The organism is Bradyrhizobium sp. F1.13.3 (genome assembly GCF_040548265.1).
Taxonomy (GTDB): Bacteria; Pseudomonadota; Alphaproteobacteria; order Rhizobiales; family Xanthobacteraceae; genus Bradyrhizobium.
The window spans coordinates 35,204-59,969 of sequence record NZ_JBEPRI010000016.1 but is presented as its reverse complement, the minus strand read 5'-3'; the positions used below and the strand labels follow the sequence as shown (position 1 = coordinate 59,969).

The following is a 24,766-nucleotide window of genomic DNA, read 5'->3' as shown; positions in this document are numbered from 1 at the left end:
AGAGAGAAGCTGGTTTGCTTGACAGCGCACGGCCGCGAAGATTTTGATTTTGCAGTAGCGAATTCAGCGGCTTCCGCAGCGGTTTGGGACCGCCTTCCACGCTTAGGTTCCCCTTGACGGCGCAGCAACTAAGGCGGAGGATTAACTTTCAAGGGTGGCAATGGAACGATGGCGCTCGTTCCACAAGATCGCTCAAAATCGAGGTAAACGTCACGCAATCACGGTTCAGGGCTCCGGCAGCGCGGCTCGCGATTCGCGTCAAAATCTCCGGATCAAACCAGTGGCTGGATTAATGTCCGACACAATTCACACGCTCTCGACGACGGGAATGACGCCGAAGCGGCAGATCCAGAGCTGGATCGACGGGCTGACGAGCCTGTGTGGGCATTTCGACGTCGATCCGCTGGAAGCGTCTTCGCTCGAAGGCCGCATCGACTACACCAGCGTCTCGCGCCTGAAGCTCTGCCAGATCGAGGTCAGCCAGCATCGCATCGCGCACACGCTGGCGCGCGCCAAGGCCAATGAACACCCGTATATCAAGATCCATTTCCAGACTTACGGCGTGTCCTATTTCGAGCAGGAAGGCCGCCACATCGAGCTGAACCCCGGCGACATCATCGCCTATGACGTCTCCTGTCCGCATTCGATCATCAGCCCGGCTTTCACGCGCCACGACGTGGTGATCGTGCCGAAGGCGCTGCTGCGCGACCGCGGATTCCCGTCGCAGCGGATGCCCGCCTGCAAATTGACCTCACGCACGGGGACGGGGCGGATCGCCCACGATTTCGTGCATGCGACCTTCGACGAGGCGGCCAAGCTGTCGGCGAACAGTGCAGTCGGGGTCGCCGATTCGCTGATCGACCTCTTGCTGCTGCCGCTGCGCGAGGCGGACACGATGCTCGATCGCGTCGGGCCCGAAGCGACCTATGTGCGCGCGCAGTTCTTCATCCGTGAGCATTTGCGCGATCCGGATCTGTGCATCGACCAGATATCCAACGAGCTCGGTTGCTCCAAGCGCTATCTGCACATGCTGTTCTCGGAGCGCGGCACAACGGTGAGCGACTACATCTGGCAGGCGCGTCTTCAGAATTGCCGCCAGGAACTCGAGGCCCACGCCGGCAAGACCATCACTGACGTCGCGTTCTCCTGGGGCTTCTCCAGCTCATCGCATTTTAGCCGGGTGTTCCGGAAATATTTCGGCGTGGTGCCGTCCTCGATCCACAAGGCGCAGCAGGGCGCCGTTGCGGCGGACGAGCATTAGGCGAACGCCAGGTTCGGCGCCGACGACGACGGTTGGCCGTCACGCGCCCGCGCTGTCTCTCACGCCGATATGGCGATGTAGGGAATGCTGGTCAGGAGAGCGACGAGCAACACCGCGTTGCCCAGCATTCCACTCCAATGCAGTCGGCGTAGCCGGCGCGGGGCCTCGGCATCGCCGGCGTCCCTGGCGCTGAGCTGTTCGTCCATCCGTTGCATGAACCAGCGGCGTCCGTAGATCGCCAAGGCCGCAAGGAGGCCAACGCCCATCGCGGCGACCAGACGACCGTCGAGCAGGAAAGCGACCGCTCCAATGAGTCCGGCAACGCGCATCACCAGAAAATGGGCATTGAACATTCCGCGCAAAAGCTGGGCGACGGGCTGGATATCCAGCTTCACCAGCAGGAAGGCCGGAGATGCCAGCGTGAAATAGCCCATCGGAAAGAGCAGGATGATCATGACGGCTACGGCAACGCCATCCGGTGTCATGGGATCTGCCTTTCTTCTCCGCGCCGGTGAAACCTTCCCGCCAGCGTCGCACAATCATAGCGGGAAAATGCGCTTCCGGCACTAGGCTTTGGTCGGATGCCGCGCCGCGAAGGCCGTCTTGCCTCGCGGTTCAGGAGGGTTCGAGGCCGAGCGACCGCGCGCTCTCGATCCAGATCGGCAGCTCGCGCTGATACAGGGCGTTGGTGTCCTTGAAGCCGATCGCGGGCTCGAGCACGAACGTGTTGAGAACCTCCTTCACCTTCGGATCGCTGTTGGCAGCGACGCAAAGCTCCGCCAGGCGGTCGACGACCGGCTGCGGTGTCGCTTTCGGCACGGCCCAACCGGAGAAGCCGCTGACGGTGAAGAATTTCGACGTCGCGCCCTGCTCGGGCAGGGTCTTGATATCAGGGATCGCGTCGACCTTCTTCGAATGCACCGCGAACACGGTGCCACGGTCACTCTGCAAAACCGATTGCGCTGCCGTGTAGCTGCCCATGGCGACATCGAGCGTACCTTCCAGCATGCCCGTCCACATCGGGGCTTCGCCGCGATAGTGAATCGGCTCGATGGCAAGGCCGTATTGCTTGTTGAGCTCGTGGACCGTCATATGCGGGGCCGAGCCCGCGCTATAGGTGCCGAAGTTGACCTTGCCGCTCTTGCGCGCAAAGGCGACGAAATCCTCCAGCGTCTTGACGCCGGTTTTCGGGTTCGCCACCAGCAACAAGCCGGCGCCCGGAATGACGCTGACGAGCGTCAAATCCTTGTCCATGTCGTAGCCCGGAGCCTTCATCACCACCCGGTTCATGATGTAGGTGGTCGAGATCGAGCACAGGATGGTGTGGCCGTCGGGCTCCGCGCGGGCAACCTCCGCCGTCCCGATCGCGCCGGCGGCACCGGGCTTGTTCTCGACGACGACGGTCTTTCCGACCTGCTTGGCAATGAATTCGCCATAGGCGCGTGCGAGCAGGTCGGTCTGTCCGCCGGCGGGATAGCTGCAAATCATGCGGATCTGCCGCGATGGCCACGCAGCCTGCGCCGAGGCGCCGCGCGAGACGAAAGGCATCGCGAGTGTGGTGGTGCCGGCGGCGATGAAGTGGCGGCGATCGAGCCTTGTGGACATGATTCTCTCCCCGGATTGTCGCCGACGGTACTGCATCGGGTCGCCTCTGCCATGGGTGGCAGGCGAGACAGATTGGCGCATTCGAAGGGCCGCGCTTAGTGCGCCAAGTGTCCATTAGCGCTGAATGATCTTCATCCAGACGTCACCGAGGACCGCAGGCTCCCGCGGCGGCAGATAGGTCAGCCCCGCCTGTGTGCCGAATTCGGCGATCTTGCCCTCGGCAGCAAGCCCGGTCAGCGCCTTGTTGACGGCGTCGATCAGCCCGTGATCGCTGGCCAGCCCGACATAGCCGCGGTTGGCCCCGATCGGATAGTAATAGCCGGAGGCCGTGATCGCCGTATCGGGGTGCGCGGCGCGATGGGCGTCGAGGCGGCCGAGGTCGATCAGCGTTGCGTCATAGTCGCCACGGGCAAGTGCGCCGAGGAGATCATCGCGGCCGGGGACGAGATGGGTGATGTCATCGATCAGGCGCCCCTTGTCGAAGGTCATGAGGATCGCATCGCCGAGCGAGCCGCTCTCGATGACGAGGCGCAGACCGGCGAGGTCGCCGATATCGCCGATCTTGCGACCCCGCGCCTTCGGTCCGAGCACGACCGTCATCGGCGAGTAGACATAGGGCTGGCTCGGCGCGAGCACGCCGAGCGCGACGCGGCGGCGCCGGTCGTCGCGCGTGGCGCCGGCAAAATCTGGCAGGCGCGCCGTTTTCATGCCGGGCTTGACGAGGGAGTCGGTCGTCAGCGCATAGCCGCCGACGAGCGAGCAGCGCCCGTCGGACAGCAGCGCATTGGCCTCGAGCTGCGGGCTCGAATCCTCATCCAGCTTGCTCTCGAACCACTGGATCGTCAGCGGCCGTCCGAGCCGGTCGGCTAGCGCCTGCGCCAGCAGCACGTCGAAACCCGAGCCCGGCTTGCCCTTGTGATGCACCGAGAGCGGTGGCCGGTCCTCGTCGAGACAAATCTTGAGCGGGTCGTCGGCCGCGCGTGCAGCCGTGACCGCCACCGCGAGTATCGCGGCAATGCCCCACGCGGCCAGCCAGCGCGTCATGGTTTTCTCCGGCTCGAGACGAAGGCCCAGAGATTCCCGATCTCCTCGTCGCTGAGAATGTCGGCCCAGGGCGGCATCTTGTTGTTCTTGCCGTTCTTCACGGTGGTGACGAAGCGCGTCTTGTCGTCGGGGAAGGCGCGCAGGTCCGGCGTGATGGTGCCGGGATTCATCATGTTGGGGCCGTGGCAGTGCGAGCATTTCTCGGCATAGGTCGACTTGCCGTGGTCGATCTGCGCCTGCACGGGATTGCCGGTTGAGTCATCCGCGGCACGAACGGTCGCCGCAAGCGCGACCGTCAGCACCGCGACGGTGGCGAGGATCGCCACCGTCTTGTGGGATAGCATTCTCAGCATCGTGCCGTGGTTATTGCTTGACCGCAAAAACCCAAAGCGAGCCGCCGGGCGGCACTTTGGCCAGCCGTTCGTCGCCGGAGAACAGCGAGTAGACGCCGCCATAGCCGCTCGTCACCGCGACATACTGCACGCCGTCCTGCTGCCAGGTCACCGGTTGTCCCTCGATGCCCGAGCCGGTCTGGAACTGCCAGAGCTTCTTGCCGGTGTCGGCATCGAAGGCCTCGAACTCGCCGGTCAGCGCGCCCGAGAACACGACGCCGCCCGCGGTCGACAGCACGCCGGAGAAGCGCGGGATGTCGCTTGGTGCTTCCCACTTCGCCTTGCCGGTCATGGGATCGATCGCCTTCAGATGACCGCGCGGGCCGTCACCCCATTCCCAGAGATCGGTGAGGTCCATGCCGAGATACCATTCACCCTGCTTGAAGGTGGCGGGTTCGGTCTTGTACCTGCCGCCGAAGGCGAGCGTGTTGGCGTAGGCGAGGCCGGTCTGCGGATTGAACGACATCGGCTCCCAGTTCTTGCCGCCGAGGATCGACGGATAGACTGTCACCTTCTTGCCCTCACGCGCGTCCTTCGACACGTCGGTCTCGATGGGACGTCCGGTTTTCATGTCGATTCCGGTCGCCCAGTTGACCTTCACGTAAGGATTGGCCGCGAGCAGCTTTCCGTTGGTGCGGTCGAGCACGTAGAAGAAGCCGTTGCGGTTGGCGTCCATGAGCACCTTGGTCGGCTTGCCCTCGACGTTCATGTCGGCGAGGACCATCTCGGCTACGCTGTCATAGTCGAACGGATTGTTGGGCGAAAATTGGTAATGCCACTTGATCTTGCCGGTCTTGGGATCCATAGCCAGCACGGAGCAGGTGTAGAGGTTGTCGCCCGGGCGAACCGCCGAGTTGAACGGTCCGGGATTGCCGATGCCCCAATAGACCGTGTTCAGCTCGGGATCATAGGAGCCCGTAATCCAGGTCGAGCCACCGCCGAGCTTCCAGGTATCGCCCTTCCAGGTGTCGCCGCCGGGCTCGTCGGGGGAGGGGATCGAATGGGTGCGCCACAGATGCTTGCCCGTTGCCGGATCCCAGCCGTCGATGAAGCCGCGGGTGCCGAACTCGGCGCCGGAGATGCCGGTGATCACGACGCCGTCGGCGACCAGCGGCGCCACCGTCATCGAATATCCCTCCTTGATATCGGCCGCCTTCTGCCGCCACAGCTCCTTGCCGTCCTTGGCGTCGAGCGCGATCACGTTGGCATCGAGCGTGGTGCGGAACACCTTGCCCTCATAGAGCGCGGCGCCGCGGTTGATGATGCCGCAGCAGACGATGCGCGGCGTTTCGGCAGGATACTCGACCTTGGATTTCCAGATCTGCTTGCCGGTCTTGGCGTCGACCGCCATGGTCGCGTTGTGCGACGTCACGTAGATCACGCCCTGGTACACCAGCGGCTGCGATTCCTCGCTGCGATCGTCGTTGAAAGAGTAGTTCCAAACCGGGACAAGGTTCTTGACGCTGTCCTTGTTGATCTGGTTCAGCGTCGAGAAACGCTGGAGATTGTAGCCCATCCCGTAGTTGAGAACGTTCGATGTATCGGTCGCACCCTTGACCAGCTGCTCGCTGGTTTGTGCATTTGCACAAGACGATGCAAGCATGACGAGGCCCGCGGCCATCGCAAAGCGTTTCATCCGTTCCTCCCAATATGCGCGCCTATTGACGCTGCGACAGCAACACTCCGCCCGAATGCAAAACGCGTCAATACGAAAGTCGCAATCGCGACGCCGATATGGTGGGCGACCGGATGTCGTCACCTGACGGAGACCTGACAAGCCATGCTCACTTGTGCGCAGGCGCTGAAGAAATTTCGCGGCATGATGCAGAGCGCGTGCGCGACGGCAGCGGTCGGGCCGACGGGTTCCGCAAGTTGTGCCGAGCGCAGGCTGCAATTCGGGGCTTGAACCGAGGCTCGCTTGTGGACTTATGTCGTTTCGATCCGGTTCGAATCGGAGCTCTTGGTGAGGGAGATTTTCATGATATCGCGTCGCTCTGTTGCACTTGCGCTCACAATTGCGCTGCTGTCCGGTCCGGCATGGTCGGCCTCCGGCAACGCGGTGAAGACGTTCGATACCGACAATGACGGCACGCTCGATCTTGCCGAGGTGAAGAAAGCGGCGGCCGCGTCGTTCGCGAAGCTCGATCCCGATCACGATGGCACGCTCGACGCCCGCGAGCTACGCGGACGGTTAACGGCGAAAGAACTCGCCGCCGCCGATCCCGATCGCGACGGGACTCTCACGCTCGACGAATATCTCTCGGTGGTGGAGCAGCGCTTCAACGCGGCGAATCCCGACAAGGATGGAACGCTGGATGGGAAGGAGCTGAACTCGCGCGCCGGCCGTGCGCTGCTGCGCTTATTGCGGTGAGAACAGCGCCGCTTGACTGGGAGCGAAGGCGAGTTGCCCGAGAGAGAAATTTGCAAGCACGATGCGACAGTTCGCTGTGTCGACGGCGCGATTCCAGACTTGCGCTGTGACTGACGCAGCCCTAGGTTTTGGCCGGCGCGATGTCGCGCTCAATCCCTTGGGAGTCCCCGAATGGCCTGGAAAGCTCCGAAGATCGTGGAAGTGCCGGTCGGCATGGAAATCAACATGTACGCCTGCGCCTTGCGCAAGTAAGACCACAAGTAAGACTGATGACCTGCCGCGGCTTCGATGGCAACCACCGTCGAAGCCGTGGTAGTGTCGGGGATGCGCGCGAGAGCCCATACATTCTGGACCATAGCCGCCTGCACCGTCGCGCTCGCGCCGATATGCGTCAGCGCCGAAGAGGCCTTTGATACCGAGCACATCTTCGGCTTCATGATCGGCACCGACGTCGGCAATCCCGGCGAGCGCGAATTCCAGACCCAAACGACAGGACGATTCGGCAAAGGCGGCGGGACCTATCGCGCCCTCTCGCAGGAGGTCGAGATCGAGATCGTGCCGCTGCCGAACTTCCGGATCGAGGTCGGCGGCACCGCCACGCTGCACGACATCACCGGCGTCCCCGATATCGGCGACCGCCGCCAGTTCAATTTTCAGGGCGCTTCGCTCGACCTGCGCTATCGCCTGCTCGATCGCGAGCGCGCGCCATTCGGGTTGACTGTCGCCGCCGAACTCCATGGCGACCGCATCGACGAGACCTCGGGCGCAAAAGGGCGGATGTACGGTACCGATTTCACGCTCGCCTTCGATCGCGAGCTGATCCCGAACTTCGCCATCGGGGCGCTCAACCTGATCTATCAGCCCGAATGGGCGCGCTTCGAGATGGCGGGACTGTCCGAAAAGAGCTCGACCATCGGCGCGGCCTTCGCCGGCCTCGTGCGCGTGCGGCCCGATGTGCTGCTCGGCGGCGAGGTGCGCTACTTCCGGCAGTATGAAGGCATCGGCCTCGGCGAGTTCGCAGGCCAGGCCCTCTTCGTCGGTCCGACCGCTTATTTCCAGCTTTCCGAGCGCTCGCGCCTGACCATGAGCTGGAGCATGCAGGCCTGGGGCCGTCCGGCCGGGTCGGGCGGCAATCTTGACCTCGTCAATTTCGAGCGCCACCAGGCAAGGCTGGTGTTTGGGGTCAATTTCTAGCGCTCGCACCCCGGTTGGGGAGAGGCGACGGGGCAATTCCCGCTTTATTTCTCGCGGCCGGATTGAAACTTCCCGCTGCTCGGAGCGTAACCTTTTGTGCTAATCTTCATCGCCTCTGCGAGGATCCCGGCATGAACCCGATCGACCTGGTGGTGACTGTGTGTGCGGTGCTCTCGCCTGCGACCTGCGAGGAGCAGCATCTGGTGTTCAACTATGCGGGGTCGCCTACGCAATGCGCGATGGCCGCGCCTCCCTATATCGCGCAATGGGTTGGCGACCATCCGAAGTGGCAGGCTGTGCGGTGGCGCTGCGAATATCCGCACCCGAACGACAAGGCGTGAGCCGCCGGCGTTACTTCGTGCAGTCCTTCAGATCCTTGTCGGCGATCGAGAACACCGCATCCGCCTTGATCTCGATGTCGCGCACGATGCACTGCCGGGTATTGGGATAGCTGACCCTGGCGTCGTAGCGGCCGGGCTCTACGCCGGTGATGCGCAGCCGCTCGTCGTGGTCGACCTCCTTGTCCTTGTCGTTCAGGCACTGGTTCGGCCCCCACTCGGTCTTCCCGGCTGGCGAGAGCTGGAAGCCGGAGATCGTCTCCGTCGTCAGATTCCAGAGCCGGATACCCTTGCCCTTGGCCTGCGCGAGCGCCGCGCCCGGCATCGCAACCAACAGGATGCCGATCGCAATCAGCGTACGCCGCATGGTGAACCTCCCGCAAGGATGTCGTTGGTCCAATTGACCATGAGTTCTCATTTCGATTCAAGCTGCAACGCCGCGAGCTCGGCCCTGATCCGGCCGAGCTCGGCCTCGCTGCGCCCCGCGCGCGGGATGGCAATCGGCACCTCCCGCACGACGCGCGCCGGTCGCGGCGACAGCAAGAACAGGCGGTCGCCGAGCCGGATCGCGTCGTCCAGGCTGTGGGTGACGAGCAACGTCATTACCGGACGGCGCGCCACCAGCGTCGCGATCTCGTCGCGTAAACGGCCGGCGAGTGCGTCGTCGAGCGAGGCGAGGGGCTCGTCGAGCACGAGCAGGTCAGGCTCGACGGCAAAGGCGCGGGCGAGCGCGACGCGCCGGGCGAGGCCGAGCGACAGCTCGCCGGGAAAGTGGCTGCGATGCGCGTCCAGCTCCAGGATCCTGAACAGCTCGGCGAGCTTGGCATCAGTGACATCGGGAGCCGCGAGCCGCACATTCTGCTCGACCGAGCGCCATGGCAGCAGCCGCGGCTCCTGGAAAACCATGCCGATCCGCGCTTCCGGCGGGCGCGAGACGCGTCCCTCGAAATCGCGGTCGAGCCCGAGGATGATGCGAAGCATCGTGCTCTTGCCGCAGCCGGACGGACCGATCAGCACGCCGACCTCGCCGGATTGAAGCGCGAAGCTGACCGGCGCGAGCACCTCCTGCGTTCCGCCCGCGGCACTCCTGAACCTCTTGCCTGTGATATCGACCTCAAGCCGCACGGGGTCGCCACCGTGTTGCGCGGGCTTCGAACGGTTGCACCAGCGCGGTCTCGATCACGAGCACGACGGCGGCGAAGGTCAGCGAATAGGCCAGCAGCCGCGGCGTGTCGAACAGCTGGAAAGCAACGCCGATCTCGAAGCCGACGCCGTTTGGCCGGCCCAGGAGTTCGGCGACCAGCACGATCTTCCACACCAGCGACAATCCGGAGCGGGCTGAGGCTGCAATATAGGGTGCCAGTTGCGGCAGCACGACGTGGCGGAAGGCCCGCCAGCGCGGCATCGCGAACACGCTCGCCATCTCGTCCAGCGAGCGGTCGAGTGCGCGCGTGCCCTCGCGCAGGGTGACGATGGCGGTCGGCAGCTTGTTGATGGCGATCGCCGCGACCGCTGCGGCTTCAGTGAGCCCGGCCCAGATATAGGCCAGCACGATCACGACCAACGCGGGGAGGTTCAGGAGCAGGATCAGCCAGGGATCGCCGAGCCGGTCGGCGAGCTTCACCCGTCCCATCAGATAGCCGATGGCGCTGCCGAGCGACATCGCCAGCACGAAGGCGAGGCTCACGCGCGCGAGCGTGGCGCCGAGATGCAGGAACAGTGCGCCGCTCGATGCTTCCGCGATGACGACGTCGAGCACGGCGGGCGGGGACGGCAGCTTGGCGGCGCCGACGAACAGCGCGGCAATCCACCAGATCGCGAGGAACAGGGCAAACGACAGAAGACGCAGCACCTCAGTCTCCGGGAACTGCGTGATAGAACGTGCCGGGATCGAGTTCGGCGGCAGAGCCCACGAGGTCGCGGCCGCCGGTTTCGGCCAGCACGCGGTAGAGCACGCGCGCGTCCTTTTCTTCGTCATCGATGCTCCGGCGCGGAATGCCGTCGCGATATCGCTCGCGATAGGTCTTGAGCAGTGTGGCATCGCTCGTGCCGGTGAGCGGCGCGATCTTGTCCCAGGCGGCATCCGAGGTCACCAGCAGCTGCTTGGCCTTGCGAGTCATCGCGATGAAGCGCGCCACGGCGTCGCGATGACTTGCCGCCCAGCTTTCGTCGAAGACATACCCAACTGCGGAGACCGCGCCCTTGGCGCCGAGTTTCGGCAGGATGTCCTCGATGCCGGCAAGACGTCTAAAACCCTTGGCCTCCAGCTGTGCGCAGAAATTCCAGAAGTTGAGGCTCGCATCCATCTCGCCGTCGAGCGCCTTGGCGGTTATCAGCGGCGGAGCACCATAGACGATGGTCGCCTCCGACTTCAGGTCGATGCCGTCCTGCTTCATGCGCGCCTGGAGCAGCAGCCAGCTCTTGTCGATGGGACCACCGCCGACGGCGAGCTTGCGGCCCTTCAAATCGGCCAGCGACTTGATCGGCGAGGAGGCCGGTACCATCACCGCGCCGAGCGCGCTGGAATAGGGATAGAAGGTGAGCTTGGCGCCGAGCGTGCGCTCGCGCGACACCCACAACCAGTCGGACAGGATGATGTCGGCATTGCCGGCGCGTAGCGCGATCTTGCCGGCCTCGGGGCTCGCAAGCTCGCTGACGTCGAGCGACAGGTCGGCCTCCTTGTCAAGGCCGCCGGCGCGGATCGCGGCCAGCTCCCAGGAGAATGTTCCGGTCTTCTGCACCGCAAGGCGGATGGTATCCGCGGCGCGGCCGGGCCCGGCTAGTGTCAGCGCCAGCGTCACCGCGAGCGCCAATGATCGGCCAAATGCTCTCATCACCTTGTGAGCCGTTTCCTCTGATAGAGTGCTTTTCAGGACAATACGCATAGCATAGCTTCCGTCGCAACCAGCGGGAGGACGCTCATGAATCTGGCCGGACAGCTACGACCGATTGTCGCCGCATTGGCGGTGTGGGCTGCGACCGCGCTCCCTGCGCAGGCTGAAGAGGCCAATGATTATCCGACGTCGGCGCGTGCCGAATACGTCTATGGCTGCATGAAGGCGAATGGCGAGAGCCGGCAGGCGATCGAGCAATGTTCCTGTTCGATCGACGTGGTGGCCTCGATCGTGCCCTATGAGCGCTACGTCACCGCCGAGACCGCGCTCAGCATGTCCCAGGTCCGCGGTAATCTCGGTGTCCAGTTCCGCACGTCAGAGCAGGCGAATTCCGCGGTAAATGATCTCAGGCGCGCGCAGGCGGAAGCCGAGGTGAGGTGTTTTTGACCGTTGCCGCGCGGCTTCGCTTCCCTCGTCAAGATCGCTTGCGGAGCTTCGATGGTATGATCCGACGAGCTTGCTTGGTAGGATATCTCGATGGACCGGCACGGCGTTGGAGTGCACCGGGCGGTTGCTGATACGCCCATCATCGATGATGCAAACGCCGATGCGCCTCTAGTGCGTCGCGCAAGACGGCTCCCGCTCGGCCCGGCATTGGGAATGATCGCCGCATTGTCGGCGGTCTCGAACTCGAGCGCGCAGGAGGCCGAGCCGCGATCGTATTCGAATACGCCTGTCGGGTTGAATTTCCTGATCTCGGGCTACGTTTACGCCCAAGGCAAGCTCGCGTTCGATCCCAGCACCGCGATCGCCGATGCCACATTCCGCTCCGATACCGGCGTAGTGGCCTATGTTCGGTCCTTCGACGTAGCCGGCCAGTCGGCCAAGTTCGACGCGATCGTGCCGACATCGTCGTTTGCCGCGCATGGGCTCGTCAACGGCGAGCCGCGCGAACGGGAGATGTCCGGTCTGGGCGATCCGCGATTTCGTGTCTCGGTCAACCTGTTTGGGGCTCCCGCGCTCTCGGCGAAGGACTTCGCCAGCTACCACCAGGATCTGATCGTGGGCGTAAGCCTTCAGGTCTCCGCGCCCCTCGGGCAATATGACAGCACCAAGCTGCTCAACCTCGGCGGCAACCGTTGGTCCTTCCGGCCCGAGCTCGGAATTTCAAAGGCATGGGGACCATGGACGGTCGAGCTCGCCCCTAGCGTGACCTTCTTCAGCGACAACACCGACTTCTTCGGTGGCAAGACGTTCTCGCAGGCTCCGATCTATGCGGTGCAGGGACATGTCATCTATACGTTCCAGTCCGGCATATGGATGGCGCTGGACGGACTGTATTTCGCCGGCGGCAGCACGATCCTCAACGGCATCAAAAACGACAACGAGCAGGCCATTTCGCGCGCGGGCGTGACGGTTGCGTTTCCGATCGATCGGCAAAACTCAGTCAAGCTCTCTGCCAGCACCGGCCTCACGAGCCGCACGGGAAGCGAACTGACAGCTGTTGGTATCGCATGGCAGTATCGTTGGGGCGAAGGATATTGAGGGAGGCTGATGGACGCCCTCACGTCCCCGGCTTCTCCACATCCCACTCGTTGCGGAACACGTGTCCGTCCGTATCCTTGGCTTCCGCGCGGAAACGCCTGGCGCCGTTGGACACATAGGTGAAGCGCAGATTGGGATCTTCCGAGATCGAGATGCCGCCTTCCATCGAAAGCACGGGGCTGTCGTCCTGCGTCAGCTTGAGCTGGTTGACGAAGAAGGCGGGAATGTAGAGCTGCGTGACTTGGTCCATCTGCAGCCCGGAATTGTTGGGATGGCCGATCATGATCTGCGCCTCCCGCATGCGGCTCGCCGGGGCCTCCTCGCGCGCGAATTGCCGGTAGCGCATCTGCCCGAGCCGGTTCTGGGCTTCCTCGGCATTCTTCCCCGCCGGTGCGGAGCAGCCGCCGGAAGCCTTCACATAGACTTTCGAGACATAGAGCTGGCCGTCGCTGAGTTCGGCCACCGCATGGACGTCGGTGTAATTGTTGACGCGCACGCGCGTCGAGATTTCGGTGACGTTGGCATCCGGTCCGAGCTCGAACTTCGCGGCCATCGGCGCTGGATTACGATCGATCACCAGCGTGATCGAACGGATGCGGCGGGCATCGCCGGGCGAGAGCTTGCTGCGCAGGGTCACGGGCACGATGGCCGCGTCCTCGGCGCGATACGGCATCTCGATGCCAATGACATTGCCGCCGTCATTCATCGGACGGTTGCTGAAGATGTCCTGCACCAGTCCCGGCCAGGGATCGTAAGCTTCGTCAGCCTGCACCGGCACGGCGAATGCAATGCCGAGGAGCAGGGCGATCAGAGGCAGTCGGCGCGTGCATCCCGTCATGGTCTTGGTCCCGCGGACGAAGCAACGTTTCGCGCATCGTAGCGCGTCCGCTACTCCCATTCAATTTCCGAAAATGCTGCGGTTGCGTTGCGGGCGTTGTAGTCGTCGAACAGCTCCCAGTGCGGCCGTTCCGAGGCGGCGGCCTTGTCTGCGGCGGTTCGGATCGGCTCGCCCTTCTTGTTCGATGCCCGGACGTCCGCCAGCAGTGCCGTCAGATAGCGCCGTTCATCGGTCAGCGCTGCCGGCCATTCGCTCACGGGCCCGTGACCGGGAACGACGCGCTGCGCCGGAATGCTCTCGAGTTCCCCGAGGGTGCCCAGCCAGCCGCGAATGCTGCCGTCCATCACCGGAATATGGCGGAGGAAGACGAGGTCGCCAGTGAACAGCGTCTTCGTCATCTCATCGAACACGGTCAGGTCATTGTCGCTGTGCCCGGCCGGCCAGGCCCGCAAGGTCAGGCGGCGCGCGCCCAGATCGAGCGTCATTGTGTCCGTGACAAGCATTGTGGGGGGCACGATTTTCACGGGAGATATCAATTCGTCGCCCATGATGCGCTTAAAATTGTCGAGATAGTACGGCCCGCGCGCAGCGAGCGCCCGCGGCAGCCTGCTGTGACCGACGAAAATGGCGTTCCCGACGGCGAAGGCCGCATTGCCGAAAACATGGTCCGGATGGCCGTGGGTGTTGATGACGTAGCGGATCGGCTTGCTGGTGTTGGCCCGTACCGCCGCCAGCAGCGCCTCGCCCTCGCGAACGCTACCGCCGGTATCAATCACCGCCACAGCATCCTCGCCCACGATGAATCCGACATTGGCGATGTCGCCCTCGTTCTCGCGGGTCATCAAGGCGATGGTCCCGGAGTGTACGAAGATTCCCGGCGCGACTTCGCTCACAGGCAATTCGGCCGCTGCGGCGCATGCTAGCGTCACCAGCAGGGACAAGGCTGCGATCACGAGGGCGATGCGAGACACTTTTCCGCCTCAGTTCAAAGGGTTGCGCGCATTGCACTGCAACAAAAAAAGCCAGCACACAGTCTGGCAAAACATGGCGCGTCATGCGTTGCATGGCTAGCATTCAAACAAGCCTAGGAGGAAGCGCGATGACGGAGGCCGGACGACATCGTCGCTGGTTGTTTTCACTGAGTATCCTGGTTGCATCTTGCGCGTTCGGCGACGTCGCCATCGCGCAGACCAACGACGCCGGCGACCTCTCCTTCGAATTGGTCGATCCCAAGGTGCTGCGGGTCTGTTCCGACCCGCGCAATCTGCCGTTCTCGAACGAGAAGGGCGAGGGGTTCGAGAACAAGCTTGCCGAGCTGTTTGCGGACAAGCTCCAGAAGAAGCTCGACTATGTCTTTTTTCCGCAGGCCACCGGCTTCGTGCGCATGACGCTTGGCGCGCATCGCTGCGACGTCATCATGGGCTTCCCCCAAGGGGATGACCTCGTACAAGGCACCAATCCCTATTACCGCACGAGCTATGCGCTGGTCGCGAAAGCAGGAAGCGGGCTCGAGGAGGTCGACACGCTCGAGGATACCAGGCTGAAGGGCAAGCATGTCGGCATCGTCGCCGGCACGCCGCCTGCGACCAACATGGCCATCGCGGGACTGATGGGTGATGCAAAGCCGTATCCGCTGATGATCGACACGCGCTACGACAATTCAGCGCAGGCAATGATCAATGATCTCACGGCGGGCAAGATCGACGCCGGCGTGCTGTGGGGACCGATGGCGGGGTTCTACGCAAAGAAGGCGGGATCGCTTCATGTCACGCCGCTGGTGAAGGAAACCACCGGGCCAAAACTGGTGTATCGCATCGGCATGGGCGTGCGTGGCGCCGACCAGAACTGGAAGCGGCAACTCAACAAGCTGATCCAAGAGAACCAAGGCGAGATCAACAAGATCCTGCTCGACTTCGGCGTGCCGCTGCTGGACGAGAACAATCGGCCGCTCGGCGCGGAGACGGCCAAGAAGGCACCATGACATGAGGCGGCATCTTGCCGCTGTGTTGGTAGCCGCCATGCTGGCGGCGCCGGTCGTTGCGCAGCAGGAGGAGCCGTTCGAGCCCGAGGGTTATCGCACCGATAACTACCGCGCGCCTGTGCCGGCGACGCTCGGCGGCGCGCGCGTGCTGTCGACGCCAGAAGCCGAGGCGATCTGGCACGCGAAGAGCGGCGCCTTCATCGACGTGCTGCCGCGCGCGCCGAAGCCGAAGAACCTTCCAGCGGGTACCGTCTGGCGCGAGGCGCCGCGCAAAAACATTCCGGGCAGCGTCTGGCTGCCGGATACCGGCTACGGCGCGCTGCCGCAAGCCATGGACGACTACTTTCAGCGCGGCCTCGCGCGTGCATCACACCGCGACAAGACCGCGCTGCTCGTGATCTATTGCCTGGCCGATTGCTGGATGTCCTGGAACGCCGCCAAGCGCGCGCTCGCGTACGGCTATTCCAACATCGCCTGGTATCCCGATGGCACCGACGGCTGGGAGCGTGCAAAGCTTCCCACTGACGAGGCGCAGCCTGAGCCGCGGCCGGAGCAGTAGGCAAGAGATCGTCAGCCCGGGCCTGTCCCGGGCACCCACGTTCTTCCTGCCGCGTAGCTACGCGCGGATGGCCGGGACAAGCCCGGCCATGACGCCGTGTCGCACATAGGAAGAGGCGAGGAAAAGCCTACTGCTTCTGCAGCTTGGTCAGCGTGCCCGTGCCGTTATTGTCGGTCGCAGAGTAGCTCACCCTGTCGCCGGCGTGGACAGCGTCGAGCATCGCGGCATCCTTGGCCTTGTACTCCTGGAGCGCGCCGGCGCCGCCTGCGCTGCCGCCGACTGTGCCCTTCTGTGTCTGCTGGATCGAAATCGTGCTGTTGAGCCGATCGATCCGGGTGACCATTCCGGTCAGATCGTCAGCGAATGCGCTGCTTGCGAGCATGCTGATGGCCGCAGCGCCTGCGAGGATGAATTTCGTGGTTCCCATCGAGGCCTCCCGATGCCTTGGATTACCCATCGACAAGACATCCTAGATCGATTTGGTTCCGGCATATAGCGCGGCGGCAGGTTAATCATCGCAATGGAGGCGCGGGAACCTGCCGCAAGCGGTCAACGAGGCTGACGCTATTCCATTTCCTGCTGGATTACGCGTCCGAGCGCAAACAGCCGCTGGTCGATTGTGGTGGGAACCTCGCAGACGAACCGCACCACCTTGTAGCGGTCCTCGAAAATGCGGGTCTTCCAGATCAGCTCGTTGCTGAGCGCATCGACTTTGGCCTCGTCGCGCGGCGTGGCGCCCTGGAGCGCCTGGAGTTGGACACTCTCCTCACGGATCTTGTCGGCGGCTTCGCGCTGCTTGCGGCTGACGCGTTCGAGCCCGCTCATGACTTGCGAGCGCTGAGCGTTGAGCGTGTCGAACAGGCCTGCGAACAGAAGTTTTGCATTCGCGGTCTTGTCGGCCGCGGAGCCCGCCAAAAACTCCTTCACCAGCTTCTCGGCCTCGTCCAGCGGCGTCTTGCGTGCCGACAGTTTGGCGACCAGCGCGCTGACTTTGGCGTCGTCCTTCCACTTGTTCTGCACGTCGTCGAGCGAAGGACCAGCCCATACTGCGGCGAGCGAAATTTCCGGCACTTTCGCCTGCGTGCAGGGCCAATCCGGATAGCGCGGATCGGCCGCACGTGCCGCCGTGCTCGCGGCTGCAAGCGTCAGAGCGGCCATGGCCAGAACCCGAACCGTCATCCTTCGCCTCCCGCAGGGCCCCGTCGCGCCAGCCCGCGCGAGGGATCATAGGCATAGATCGCGCCGATCATGAAGACGATTGTGCAGGTCGCGACCACCGCCAGCGAGATCCAGTTGATCTGTCCGTACAGCGCGAACCGGATCAGCTCAACCGCGTGGGTGAACGGATTGGCCTCGCAGACATAGTAGAGATAAGGGCTGCCTTCCTGCACGCGCCAGAGCGGGTAGAGCGCCGATGAAGCGAAGAACATCGGGAAAATGACGAAATTCATCACGCCGGCGAAGTTCTCCAGCTGCTTGATGCCGGAAGAGATCAGCATGCCGAGCGAGCCCAGCATCAGTCCGGACAGGATCAGTGCCGGCAGCACGGTGAGATAGCCTGATAGAGGAGGGGTGATGTCCCAGAACCAGGCGATCAGCAGGAACGCATAGACCTGGAGCAGCGACACCGCGGTGCCCGCGAGCAGCTTGCAGAACAACAGGTAGCCGCGCGGCAGCGGGCTTACCAGCAGCGTGCGCATGTTCCCCATCTCGCGGTCATAGACCATCGAGAGCGACGACTGCATGCCGTTGAAGAGCTGGATCATGGCCATCAGCCCGGGCGCGATGAAGACCTCGTAGAGGATGTAGGTCTCGTAAGGCGGGATGATGGAGATGCCGAGCACCTGGCGGAAACCGGCGGCGAAGATGAACAGCCACACCAGCGGACGCACCAGCGCCGAGACGAAACGCTCGCGCTGGTGCAGGAAGCGCAGTCCCTCGCGCCAGATGATGCCCATGAGGCAGGTCATGTATTCGGCGGCCGAGAAGCCGCGCGGCGCCTCGCGGGTGGTGATGCTGCTCATGCGCCGCCGCCCGGCAGGGTCTGCGCGCCGGTCAGACGCATGAAGGCGGTGTTGACGTCCTGCGCGCCGGCTTCCGCGACGACGCGGCTCATCGGCCCCTGCGCCAGCACCTTGCCCTGGTGCAGCACCACGAGATCGTCACCGGCCATGATTTCGTCGAACAGATGCGTGGCCCAGAGCACGCCGATGCCTTGCTCGCTCACGAGCTGGCGCACATGGCTGATGATGTCGGCGCGCGCCTTGACGTCGAGGCCGACGGTGGGCTCGTCCAGCAAGAGCAGGCGCGGCCGGTGCAACAGCGCCCGGGCGATCTCCAGCCGCCGCATCTGCCCGCCCGAGAGATCGCGCACCTTGCTGCCGCCACGCTCGGTAAGCCCGATGCGGCCGAGCAGCTCGGCGGCTCGCGCGCGGGCCTCGCCGCGGCTGATACCGTGGAGTGCGGCGTGATAGAGCAGGTTCTGCGTCAGCGACAGATCGAGATCGAGCGTGCGCGGCTGGAACACGACGCCGAGCAACCGCAGCGCTTCGCCGGGGCTTGTGCTGATATCGTGGCCGAAAATGCCGACGCGGCCGGATTGGATGCCGAACAGCCGCGTGATCAGCGAGAACAGCGTGCTCTTGCCTGCGCCGTTGAGGCCGAGCAGGGCCGTGAAGCTCGCGGGCTGTACGTTGAAGGACACGTCCATCAGCGCGCGGCGCGGGCCATAGGCGTGGCTGACGCTGTCGATCGACAGCGCAGGCGCGGCCGCCGGATCGGGCCTTGGTGTTTCGCGTTGTTCGGCGATGGGAGCAGGGCTGGTCATGGCGCGATCGTGATACCCCAGGGCAGCTCGCCCACCTGAATGGTCTTGATCACCTTTTGCGCGGCGACGTCGATGACGGAGACGTCATTCGACACGCCATTGGTGGTAAGCAGAAATTTCTCGTCCGGCGTGAATGCCATGTGCCAGACCCGCTGTCCGACCAGCAGATATTTCGTCACCTTGCGCGTTGCGACGTCGACCACGGCGATGCGGTTGGCGGGTCCGAGCGCGATGAAAGCGGTCTTGTCGTCCCGGGTCATGCCGATGCCAACGGGCTGGATCGCCTCTTTCCTCAACCCCGGGATCTCGAAATTGATCTTTCCGGTCACCTCGTGTTTGCCGGGATCGATGATCGAGACGGTGCCGCCGATCTCCGAGGACACCCACAATTCGGAAGCGTCGTGCTTGAATTCGGCAAAGCGCGGCCGCGCGTCGACCAGCACGTTGGCGACGATCTGGCGCGACGACGTGTCGATGAAATGCGCCATGTTGGTGGTCTCGGACGTGTTGATCAGCGTCTTGCCGTCCGGGCTGATGGTCATGCCCTCGGGCTCGACGCCGACCTGGATGTCGCCAAGGCGGGCGCGCTTCTCGAGGTCGATCACGGTCACCGTGTTGTCGTTCTCGTTGGCGACATAGAGGATCTTGCCGGCGGCATCCTGGGCGAACAATTCCGGGTCGGGCCCGGAGGGCAGGCTGTCCACCACGCTTTGCCTCTTGGCGTCGATCATCTGGATGGTGTCGTCGTCGCCGACCGCGACCATCACGAACTTGCCGTCGCGCGTGAAGTCGATGCCGCGCGGGCGCTGGCCGACCTTGATGGTCTTGGTCACCGTCCAGCTCTCGGTGTCGATCACCGACACCGTGTTGCTCTTCTCGTTCGAGACATAGGCGATGAACGCATGCGCGGGCGCCGCCGCCAGCGCCAGCCCGGACAGCAACCCAACACGCCACGCGCGCAACGTCCAAGTCCTCACTTTAATGTCCTCACTTCAGCTTGCATTTGCTCTCCGGGCGGTCATAGCCGAGCGTGTCGAGCTCGGAGACCTGATGCAGGAAGCCTTCCTGCGGCGACACCGACACCACCATGCGGCCGTCGACCAGCAGGATCGGCTGGCGCAGCTGCAGGTTCCAATCGCGCAAGGTCAGCTTTGTCCCCTTGAAGGCGGCGACCGAGAACTCCGGACCCTTGATGAAATCGGTGACCTTCTTGATGTCGCCGGAATTGGTGCGCGAGGTGGCCTCTCCGATCATGCGCACGGCCGTCCAGGCCTGCATGTCGAGCGCGGTCATCCGCCGCGCGTTCAGCTTGACGAAGCGGTTCTGCATCTGGATCGCGCCCCACTGGTCCTGCGCGGCGTCCCAACTCCGCGGCACCAGGCCGGCCGAGCCTGCGACAGGCCGCGGATCCCAGGTGCGATAGGGCAAATAGGCGCCGAACACCTCGCTCTCGTCGGCGGCGACTAGCACGTCATAGGCCGGTGCCTGTTGCGTGAACGCCGGCATCTGGCGCTGGATCAGCGTGACGCCCGAGTCGGTGCGGCGCGCGCCGCCCTTGTCTTCGAAGCTGCGCTCCTGCACGATCTTGGCGCCGAACCGCGTCGCGGTGCGGCGGAGCGCATCGGCGAACAGTCTGTCCTCGTCATGCGAGCCGACCACGAGCAGCCAGCGCTTCCACTGCTTCCACACCAGATATTGACCGAGTGCATCGGCCAGCATTGCGCGCGTCGGCGCGGTGTGGATGACGTTGGCACGGCAATCGGCCTCGCGCAGTCGCTCGTCGATCGCGCCGGCGTTGAACAGCAGCGTGCCGCGCTCGCGGAGGGCGTCGGCGACTTTCAGCAGCGCGTCGGCCGGCAGGTCGGCGATGATGAAGCCGTTGCGTGCGGCAAGGTCGGTCGCGGCCTGCACGGCGTCCTCGCCCTCCTTGATCCGGCGCTCCTCGAGCGCAAAACGCTGGTTGAGGAATTTGCCGGTGGTGTTGTTGTCCTCGATGGCGAGGCGTGCGCCGGCGACCCCATCATTCTCTGCGGGCTGCTCGACCAGCGACAGCGTCGATCTGGCGCCGGCGATTCCGAGATAGCCGACGCCGATCATGACAGGGTCGGCCGCGAGCGCGCTCGTCGCAGCAAGTCCCAAGCCGATCAGGCCGACCAACCATCGGATCATGTTTCCTCCGCACAACTCCCCGGCTTGACCGCCGATGGAGAATTGTCTCATGCTAAAGCATGACCGATTTGTCAGGGCATGCAACCCCGCATTTCGTCCTCGCGCGCGTGAGGCCGGGAATCACGATCATGCGAGCGCTGATGTGTTTCGCCGCTTTGCTGTTGACGGGCTCGGTCGCATTCGCCGATCCGCCGAAACTCGCGGTGTTCGATTTCGAACTGATCGACACCAGCCTGCCCGGAGAGTTCTATGGCTCCAAGCCGGAGGAAGCGAGGCTCGACCTCATCAGCGAGCAGTTGCGCAAGGCACTGGTTGAGTCAGGCAGGTTCCAGCTGCTCGATATCGCGCCGATCCGGGACGCGGCCCGACACAGCAATTTGCAGGCCTGCGGCAATTGCGATCTCCAGCTTGCCGGGCAGTTGGGTGCCGACCTCGAGATCACCGGCATGGTGCAGAAGGTCTCGAACCTGATCATCAATCTGAACATCTACCTGCGAGACGTGAAGACCGGCAACATGATCACGGCCGCCAGCGCCGACATGCGCGGCAACACGGATGAATCCTGGACGCGCACGATGAGCTATCTGATCCGCAACCGGTTGCTGGCACCGAATTACGGCAAGCCGGAGTAGGATCTTCCAAGAGAGAAGAAGAAGCCATTACCCCTTCAATCTCTCCGCATGCCAGTGCAGATGGTCGCCCATGAAGGTCGAGATGAAATAATAGCTGTGGTCGTAGCCCGCCTGCCGTCGCAGCGTCAGCGGGATGTTGGCCTTGGCACAGGCCGCCTGCAGCAATTCAGGACGAAGCTGCTCCTTCAGGAAATTATCGGCCTCGCCGACGTCGACGAGGAAGCCCGAAAACTTCGCGCCGTCCTCGATCAGCGCCACCGTGTCGTGGCTGCGCCAGGTATTCTTGTTCGGTCCGAGATAGCCGGTCAGCGCCTTGATGCCCCAGGGCACGAGCGATGGCGCCACGATCGGCGCAAAGGCGCTGGCCGCGCGAAAACGGTGCGGGTTGCGCAGCGCGACCGTCAGCGCGCCATGGCCGCCCATCGAATGGCCCATCACCGATTGGCGCTTTGCATCGACCGGAAAATTCTCCGCCACGAGTTTCGGCAGTTCGTCGGTGACGTAGCTCCACATGCGATAATTGCGTGAAAACGGCGCTTCCGTCGCGTCGACATAGAAGCCGGCGCCAAGACCGAAATCATAGGCATTGTTGGCATCGCCCGGCACGTCGGGGCCGCGCGGGCTGGTGTCGGGCGCGACGAAGATCAAGCCGAGCTCGGCGCAGGCTTTGCGGAATTCGCCTTTCTCGGTGACGTTGGCGTGCGTGCAGGTGAGGCCGGAGAGATACCAGACCACGGGCAGCTTGTCGCCCTGCGCGTGCGGGGGAACATAGACCGAGAACACCATGTCGGTTCCGGTCGCCTGGCTGGCATGGCGATACACGCCCTGCACGCCGCCATAGGATGTATTGGTCGAGACAGTCTGGATCGTCATGCCATTTGCTCCGTGGCATCAAACCACATCAGGATTGCAACGCTTGTGTGACCGAATTCGGGGCCGCCGTCAGGCCACGCCGCTGTCGATCGCCAGCCGCACCAGCTCGACAGAGGTTTTGACCCCGAGCTTCTGGCGCATGATGGACGAGGTGTTGGCGACAGTCTTGTAGGACGACTGCACCAGCCAGGCGATCTCGGAAAGGCTCTTTCCGGCGCTGAGCAACCGCAAAATCTCCATCTCGCGCGCGTTCAGCTTCGACAGCGGGCTTTGCGCCAGCGCGGGCCCCGCAAAGGCGATGCTGCGCGCGATCGCGCTCGGCAGATAGGTGCCGCCGCCGCCGACGGTGCGGATCGCCTCGACGAGATCGTCGGGGTCACCGGTCTTGGAGACGTAGCCCTTGGCGCCGCACTCGATTGCGCGCGCGGCGAAAGCAGGGTCGTCGTTCATGCTGAACATGATGATCCGGGCCTCGGGCGCGCGCTCGAGGATGCGGCGCGCGAGCTCGAAGCCGGACACGGTCGGCAGGTTGATGTCGATGATCGAGAGATCAGGGCGCTCGACGATGAAGACGCACTCGCCGTCTTCGGCGTCGGCGGCCTCCAAAATCTCGATCTCGCCCTCGTCGGCCAGCACGGCACGGCAGCCGGAGGCGACGATGGGATGATCGTCGACGATCAAAATGCGCATGGGCGTTCCTCGCGACAGCGTCTTGGCCTGTTTCGCGCCCGGCCGGGATTGCTGTACGCTTTCGATTAGATATCGGGCGCTTCGCCTCTGTCAACGTTATCGGACAGGCGCAGGCCAATCCTTCGCGAGGGTACGGGCGAGACCAATGTGGCAAAATCTATCCTTGCGCGGGCGCATCAACCTGCTGCTGGCGCTGCTGCTGGCGCTGGGACTCGCCGTCAATATCGGCCGCCAGGTCGCGGAAGCCGGGCCGCGCGTGCAGGCCGAGGACCAGAGCGTGATCCGGCTCGCGCGCGAATTCATCGAAATGATCGTTGCGGACCTCAACGAGGCTCCCGATCCGGATGCCAGGCTGAACCAGATCGCACGCGACCTCAGCCGCCTGCGCCATGTCAGCATCGCGCTGCGGGACGAAGGCGGCCATCCGCTGACGCAGCCGCGGACCGACGCCGATGATGACACCCGCGCGCCGCCGGCCTGGTTCGTCAGCCTGGTTCATCCCGAGCAGACCGCGGTGAGCGTACCCGTCTCGATCCATGGCAAGCCGGGTTCGCTGCTGATCACCTCCCATCCCGATGACGAGATCGCAGAGATCTGGGACGCCATCGTGACCCAGCTCGAGGTCGGCTCGGCGATCGCGCTGGCGCTGTTCCTGGTGATGATGAATGTGGTGGGCCGGGCGCTGGCGCCGCTCCAGTCCCTGGCGGATGTGATGGCCGAGCTCGAAGACGGCCGCTATCAGGCGCGCGTCGCGCCGGGCGGCGCACCGGAGCTCGCCGCGATCTGCACCAAGCTCAACCATCTTGCGGCGACGCTCAGTGACGCTATCGAGGACAAGCGGCGCCTCGCCGAGCGAACGGTGTCGCTCCAGGATGTCGAGCGCAAGGAGATCGCGCGCGAGCTCCATGACGAGTTCGGGCCATATCTGTTCTCGCTACGCGCGCATGCCAGCGCGCTGGCGAAGCAGGCGGACGGAGGCGCCCCGAGTGCGGAGGCCGTGCGAAAACACGGCAGTGCCATGCTGGAGCAGATCAACGCGCTTCAGCAGTTCAATCGCCGCGTGCTGGAGCGCCTCCGGCCCGTCGGCCTTGCCGAGCTCGGCCTGCGCCAGGCACTGGAATCGCTGTCACGGCTGTGGCGAGAGTCGCATCCCGATGTCGCCCTCGAGACCGTGATCTCGCCGGCGCTTGGCGTCACGGGGGAGACCGCCGACCTCACCATCTACCGCATCGTGCAGGAGGCGCTCACCAACGTGTTCCGCCACGCCGGCGCGACCTCGGTCAACGTCGTCATCGAGCCGGTGGCGCAGGCGGCAAGCGACGGCCGCGGCTGTGCCCGGGTGCGGGTCAGCGACAATGGCCGTGGCATGGAGCCGGGCCAGAAGCTCGGCTTTGGGCTCGTCGGCATGCGCGAGCGGATCCTGGCGCTGGGCGGCACGCTCAACGTCGTCTCCGGCGATGGCGGTCTGACCGTCGAGGCACTGGTTCCGACGGCGGCGGCCTGATCGCGTCGGGAAAAATTCCCGATTGGGTCGGGAAAACGGGTGCGGATATGGTCCGACCTTTTGTGGCTGGCGTCCGCATCGCTGCCGATTACACTCGTTTCGACCAACC

The 24,766-nt window shown here is 64.0% G+C and carries 30 protein-coding genes; 11 read left to right on the top strand and 19 right to left on the bottom strand.

Annotation, left to right across the window (positions count from 1 at the left end; all coding sequences use genetic code 11):
* The first annotated feature begins 292 nt into the window (after positions 1–292).
* Positions 293–1,261: a helix-turn-helix domain-containing protein gene (locus tag ABIB66_RS33365; protein ID WP_106946412.1), complete on the top strand. Its 969-nt coding sequence runs from the start codon at positions 293–295 to the stop codon at positions 1,259–1,261.
* Between the two features lie 59 nt (positions 1,262–1,320).
* On the opposite strand, the gene ABIB66_RS33360 is transcribed toward ABIB66_RS33365, so the two are convergent.
* The 5 genes from ABIB66_RS33360 to ABIB66_RS33340 form a co-directional block, all read right to left on the bottom strand.
* Complete coding sequence (locus ABIB66_RS33360; protein ID WP_106946454.1) at positions 1,321–1,746, bottom strand: hypothetical protein; 426 nt, start codon at positions 1,744–1,746, stop codon at positions 1,321–1,323.
* Between the two features lie 130 nt (positions 1,747–1,876).
* Positions 1,877–2,866 (bottom strand): Bug family tripartite tricarboxylate transporter substrate binding protein, encoded by a 990-nt coding sequence (locus ABIB66_RS33355; RefSeq protein ID WP_354210600.1) that lies wholly within the window; start codon positions 2,864–2,866, stop codon positions 1,877–1,879.
* Between the two features lie 114 nt (positions 2,867–2,980).
* A complete protein-coding gene (locus tag ABIB66_RS33350; RefSeq protein ID WP_354210601.1) occupies positions 2,981–3,910 on the bottom strand; it encodes a substrate-binding periplasmic protein in 930 nt (309 codons plus the stop codon).
* Positions 3,907–4,263: a c-type cytochrome gene (locus tag ABIB66_RS33345; RefSeq protein ID WP_354210602.1), complete on the bottom strand. Its 357-nt coding sequence runs from the start codon at positions 4,261–4,263 to the stop codon at positions 3,907–3,909. Before ABIB66_RS33345 ends, ABIB66_RS33350 begins: the two co-directional genes overlap by 4 nt.
* A 10-nt stretch (positions 4,264–4,273) precedes the next feature.
* Positions 4,274–5,938, bottom strand: coding sequence for a methanol/ethanol family PQQ-dependent dehydrogenase (locus tag ABIB66_RS33340; protein WP_275173213.1), 1,665 nt, complete (start codon positions 5,936–5,938; stop codon positions 4,274–4,276).
* A 342-nt stretch (positions 5,939–6,280) separates the two neighbouring features.
* Here ABIB66_RS33340 and lanM point away from each other — a divergent pair, with 342 nt between their 5' ends.
* The 4 genes from lanM (at position 6,281) to ABIB66_RS33320 (ending at position 8,208) form a co-directional block, all read left to right on the top strand.
* Positions 6,281–6,673 carry a lanmodulin LanM gene (gene lanM, locus ABIB66_RS33335; RefSeq protein ID WP_275173211.1) on the top strand — a complete coding sequence of 131 codons (393 nt, stop codon included), beginning with the start codon at positions 6,281–6,283 and terminating at the stop codon, positions 6,671–6,673.
* A 171-nt stretch (positions 6,674–6,844) separates the two neighbouring features.
* Positions 6,845–6,925, top strand: a complete 81-nt coding sequence (gene pqqA / locus ABIB66_RS33330; RefSeq protein WP_018460299.1) for a pyrroloquinoline quinone precursor peptide PqqA — start codon at positions 6,845–6,847, stop codon at positions 6,923–6,925.
* Between the two features lie 36 nt (positions 6,926–6,961).
* A complete protein-coding gene (locus ABIB66_RS33325) occupies positions 6,962–7,867 on the top strand; it encodes a DUF6662 family protein (protein WP_354210603.1) in 906 nt (301 codons plus the stop codon).
* A gap of 131 nt (positions 7,868–7,998) precedes the next feature.
* Positions 7,999–8,208 (top strand): hypothetical protein, encoded by a 210-nt coding sequence (locus ABIB66_RS33320; protein ID WP_027566545.1) that lies wholly within the window; start codon positions 7,999–8,001, stop codon positions 8,206–8,208.
* A gap of 10 nt (positions 8,209–8,218) precedes the next feature.
* On the opposite strand, the gene ABIB66_RS33315 is transcribed toward ABIB66_RS33320, so the two are convergent.
* The 4 genes from ABIB66_RS33315 to ABIB66_RS33300 are packed head-to-tail and all read right to left on the bottom strand — an operon-like array spanning position 8,219 to position 11,039.
* Positions 8,219–8,572, bottom strand: coding sequence for a hypothetical protein (locus ABIB66_RS33315; RefSeq protein ID WP_354210604.1), 354 nt, complete (start codon positions 8,570–8,572; stop codon positions 8,219–8,221).
* Between the two features lie 47 nt (positions 8,573–8,619).
* Entirely contained in the window at positions 8,620–9,330 is a 711-nt protein-coding gene (locus ABIB66_RS33310; protein WP_354210605.1) for an ABC transporter ATP-binding protein, read from the bottom strand.
* Complete coding sequence (locus ABIB66_RS33305) at positions 9,320–10,057, bottom strand: ABC transporter permease (protein ID WP_354210606.1); 738 nt, start codon at positions 10,055–10,057, stop codon at positions 9,320–9,322. Before ABIB66_RS33305 ends, ABIB66_RS33310 begins: the two co-directional genes overlap by 11 nt.
* A 1-nt stretch (position 10,058) precedes the next feature.
* Entirely contained in the window at positions 10,059–11,039 is a 981-nt protein-coding gene (locus ABIB66_RS33300) for an ABC transporter substrate-binding protein (protein ID WP_354210643.1), read from the bottom strand.
* Between the two features lie 87 nt (positions 11,040–11,126).
* On the opposite strand from ABIB66_RS33300, the gene ABIB66_RS33295 reads away from it, so the two are divergent.
* Together ABIB66_RS33295 and ABIB66_RS33290 are read left to right on the top strand one after the other, a co-directional pair.
* Complete coding sequence (locus ABIB66_RS33295; protein WP_354257501.1) at positions 11,127–11,486, top strand: hypothetical protein; 360 nt, start codon at positions 11,127–11,129, stop codon at positions 11,484–11,486.
* A 213-nt stretch (positions 11,487–11,699) separates the two neighbouring features.
* Positions 11,700–12,584, top strand: a complete 885-nt coding sequence (locus ABIB66_RS33290) for a transporter (protein WP_354210608.1) — start codon at positions 11,700–11,702, stop codon at positions 12,582–12,584.
* A gap of 19 nt (positions 12,585–12,603) precedes the next feature.
* Here the strand turns inward: ABIB66_RS33290 and ABIB66_RS33285 are convergent, their stop codons facing one another.
* Both ABIB66_RS33285 and ABIB66_RS33280 read right to left on the bottom strand, forming a co-directional pair.
* Complete coding sequence (locus tag ABIB66_RS33285; RefSeq protein WP_354210609.1) at positions 12,604–13,422, bottom strand: quinoprotein dehydrogenase-associated SoxYZ-like carrier; 819 nt, start codon at positions 13,420–13,422, stop codon at positions 12,604–12,606.
* Positions 13,423–13,472: 50 nt separating this feature from the next.
* Positions 13,473–14,393 (bottom strand): quinoprotein relay system zinc metallohydrolase 2, encoded by a 921-nt coding sequence (locus tag ABIB66_RS33280; protein ID WP_354210610.1) that lies wholly within the window; start codon positions 14,391–14,393, stop codon positions 13,473–13,475.
* A gap of 128 nt (positions 14,394–14,521) precedes the next feature.
* Between ABIB66_RS33280 and ABIB66_RS33275 the strand changes: the two genes are divergently transcribed.
* Together ABIB66_RS33275 and ABIB66_RS33270 are read left to right on the top strand one after the other, a co-directional pair.
* Positions 14,522–15,403: a substrate-binding domain-containing protein gene (locus ABIB66_RS33275; protein ID WP_354065578.1), complete on the top strand. Its 882-nt coding sequence runs from the start codon at positions 14,522–14,524 to the stop codon at positions 15,401–15,403.
* Between the two features lies 1 nt (position 15,404).
* Positions 15,405–15,962: a PQQ-dependent catabolism-associated CXXCW motif protein gene (locus ABIB66_RS33270; RefSeq protein ID WP_354210611.1), complete on the top strand. Its 558-nt coding sequence runs from the start codon at positions 15,405–15,407 to the stop codon at positions 15,960–15,962.
* A 127-nt stretch (positions 15,963–16,089) separates the two neighbouring features.
* On the opposite strand, the gene ABIB66_RS33265 is transcribed toward ABIB66_RS33270, so the two are convergent.
* The 6 genes from ABIB66_RS33265 to ABIB66_RS33240 all read right to left on the bottom strand — a co-directional run bounded on the left by ABIB66_RS33265 (position 16,090) and on the right by ABIB66_RS33240 (position 20,958).
* The gene (locus ABIB66_RS33265) at positions 16,090–16,389 is read right to left on the bottom strand and encodes a copper-binding protein (RefSeq protein WP_007601401.1); all 300 of its coding nucleotides are present in this window, start codon (positions 16,387–16,389) and stop codon (positions 16,090–16,092) included.
* Between the two features lie 137 nt (positions 16,390–16,526).
* Positions 16,527–17,141 (bottom strand): hypothetical protein, encoded by a 615-nt coding sequence (locus tag ABIB66_RS33260; RefSeq protein WP_354210612.1) that lies wholly within the window; start codon positions 17,139–17,141, stop codon positions 16,527–16,529.
* A complete protein-coding gene (locus tag ABIB66_RS33255; protein WP_354210613.1) occupies positions 17,138–17,986 on the bottom strand; it encodes a lanthanide ABC transporter permease protein PedC in 849 nt (282 codons plus the stop codon). The genes ABIB66_RS33260 and ABIB66_RS33255 overlap by 4 nt, the downstream gene beginning before the upstream one ends.
* A complete protein-coding gene (locus tag ABIB66_RS33250; protein WP_354210614.1) occupies positions 17,983–18,789 on the bottom strand; it encodes a lanthanide ABC transporter ATP-binding protein PedB/LutE in 807 nt (268 codons plus the stop codon). Before ABIB66_RS33250 ends, ABIB66_RS33255 begins: the two co-directional genes overlap by 4 nt.
* On the bottom strand, positions 18,786–19,766 hold the full coding sequence (locus ABIB66_RS33245; protein ID WP_354210615.1) for a YVTN family beta-propeller repeat protein: 981 nt from the start codon (positions 19,764–19,766) through the stop codon (positions 18,786–18,788). Before ABIB66_RS33245 ends, ABIB66_RS33250 begins: the two co-directional genes overlap by 4 nt.
* Before the next feature lie 10 nt (positions 19,767–19,776).
* On the bottom strand, positions 19,777–20,958 hold the full coding sequence (locus ABIB66_RS33240; RefSeq protein WP_354210616.1) for a lanthanide ABC transporter ABC transporter substrate-binding protein PedA1: 1,182 nt from the start codon (positions 20,956–20,958) through the stop codon (positions 19,777–19,779).
* Between the two features lie 59 nt (positions 20,959–21,017).
* Here ABIB66_RS33240 and ABIB66_RS33235 point away from each other — a divergent pair, with 59 nt between their 5' ends.
* Positions 21,018–21,590, top strand: a complete 573-nt coding sequence (locus ABIB66_RS33235; RefSeq protein WP_354065591.1) for a DUF3280 domain-containing protein — start codon at positions 21,018–21,020, stop codon at positions 21,588–21,590.
* Positions 21,591–21,617: 27 nt separating this feature from the next.
* Here ABIB66_RS33235 and fghA read toward each other — a convergent pair whose 3' ends face one another.
* Complete coding sequence (gene fghA / locus ABIB66_RS33230) at positions 21,618–22,463, bottom strand: S-formylglutathione hydrolase (protein ID WP_354210617.1); 846 nt, start codon at positions 22,461–22,463, stop codon at positions 21,618–21,620.
* A gap of 69 nt (positions 22,464–22,532) precedes the next feature.
* Positions 22,533–23,153 (bottom strand): response regulator, encoded by a 621-nt coding sequence (locus tag ABIB66_RS33225; RefSeq protein ID WP_018460280.1) that lies wholly within the window; start codon positions 23,151–23,153, stop codon positions 22,533–22,535.
* Between the two features lie 145 nt (positions 23,154–23,298).
* Here ABIB66_RS33225 and ABIB66_RS33220 point away from each other — a divergent pair, with 145 nt between their 5' ends.
* Complete coding sequence (locus ABIB66_RS33220) at positions 23,299–24,657, top strand: histidine kinase (RefSeq protein WP_354210618.1); 1,359 nt, start codon at positions 23,299–23,301, stop codon at positions 24,655–24,657.
* Positions 24,658–24,766: the final 109 nt, after the last annotated feature.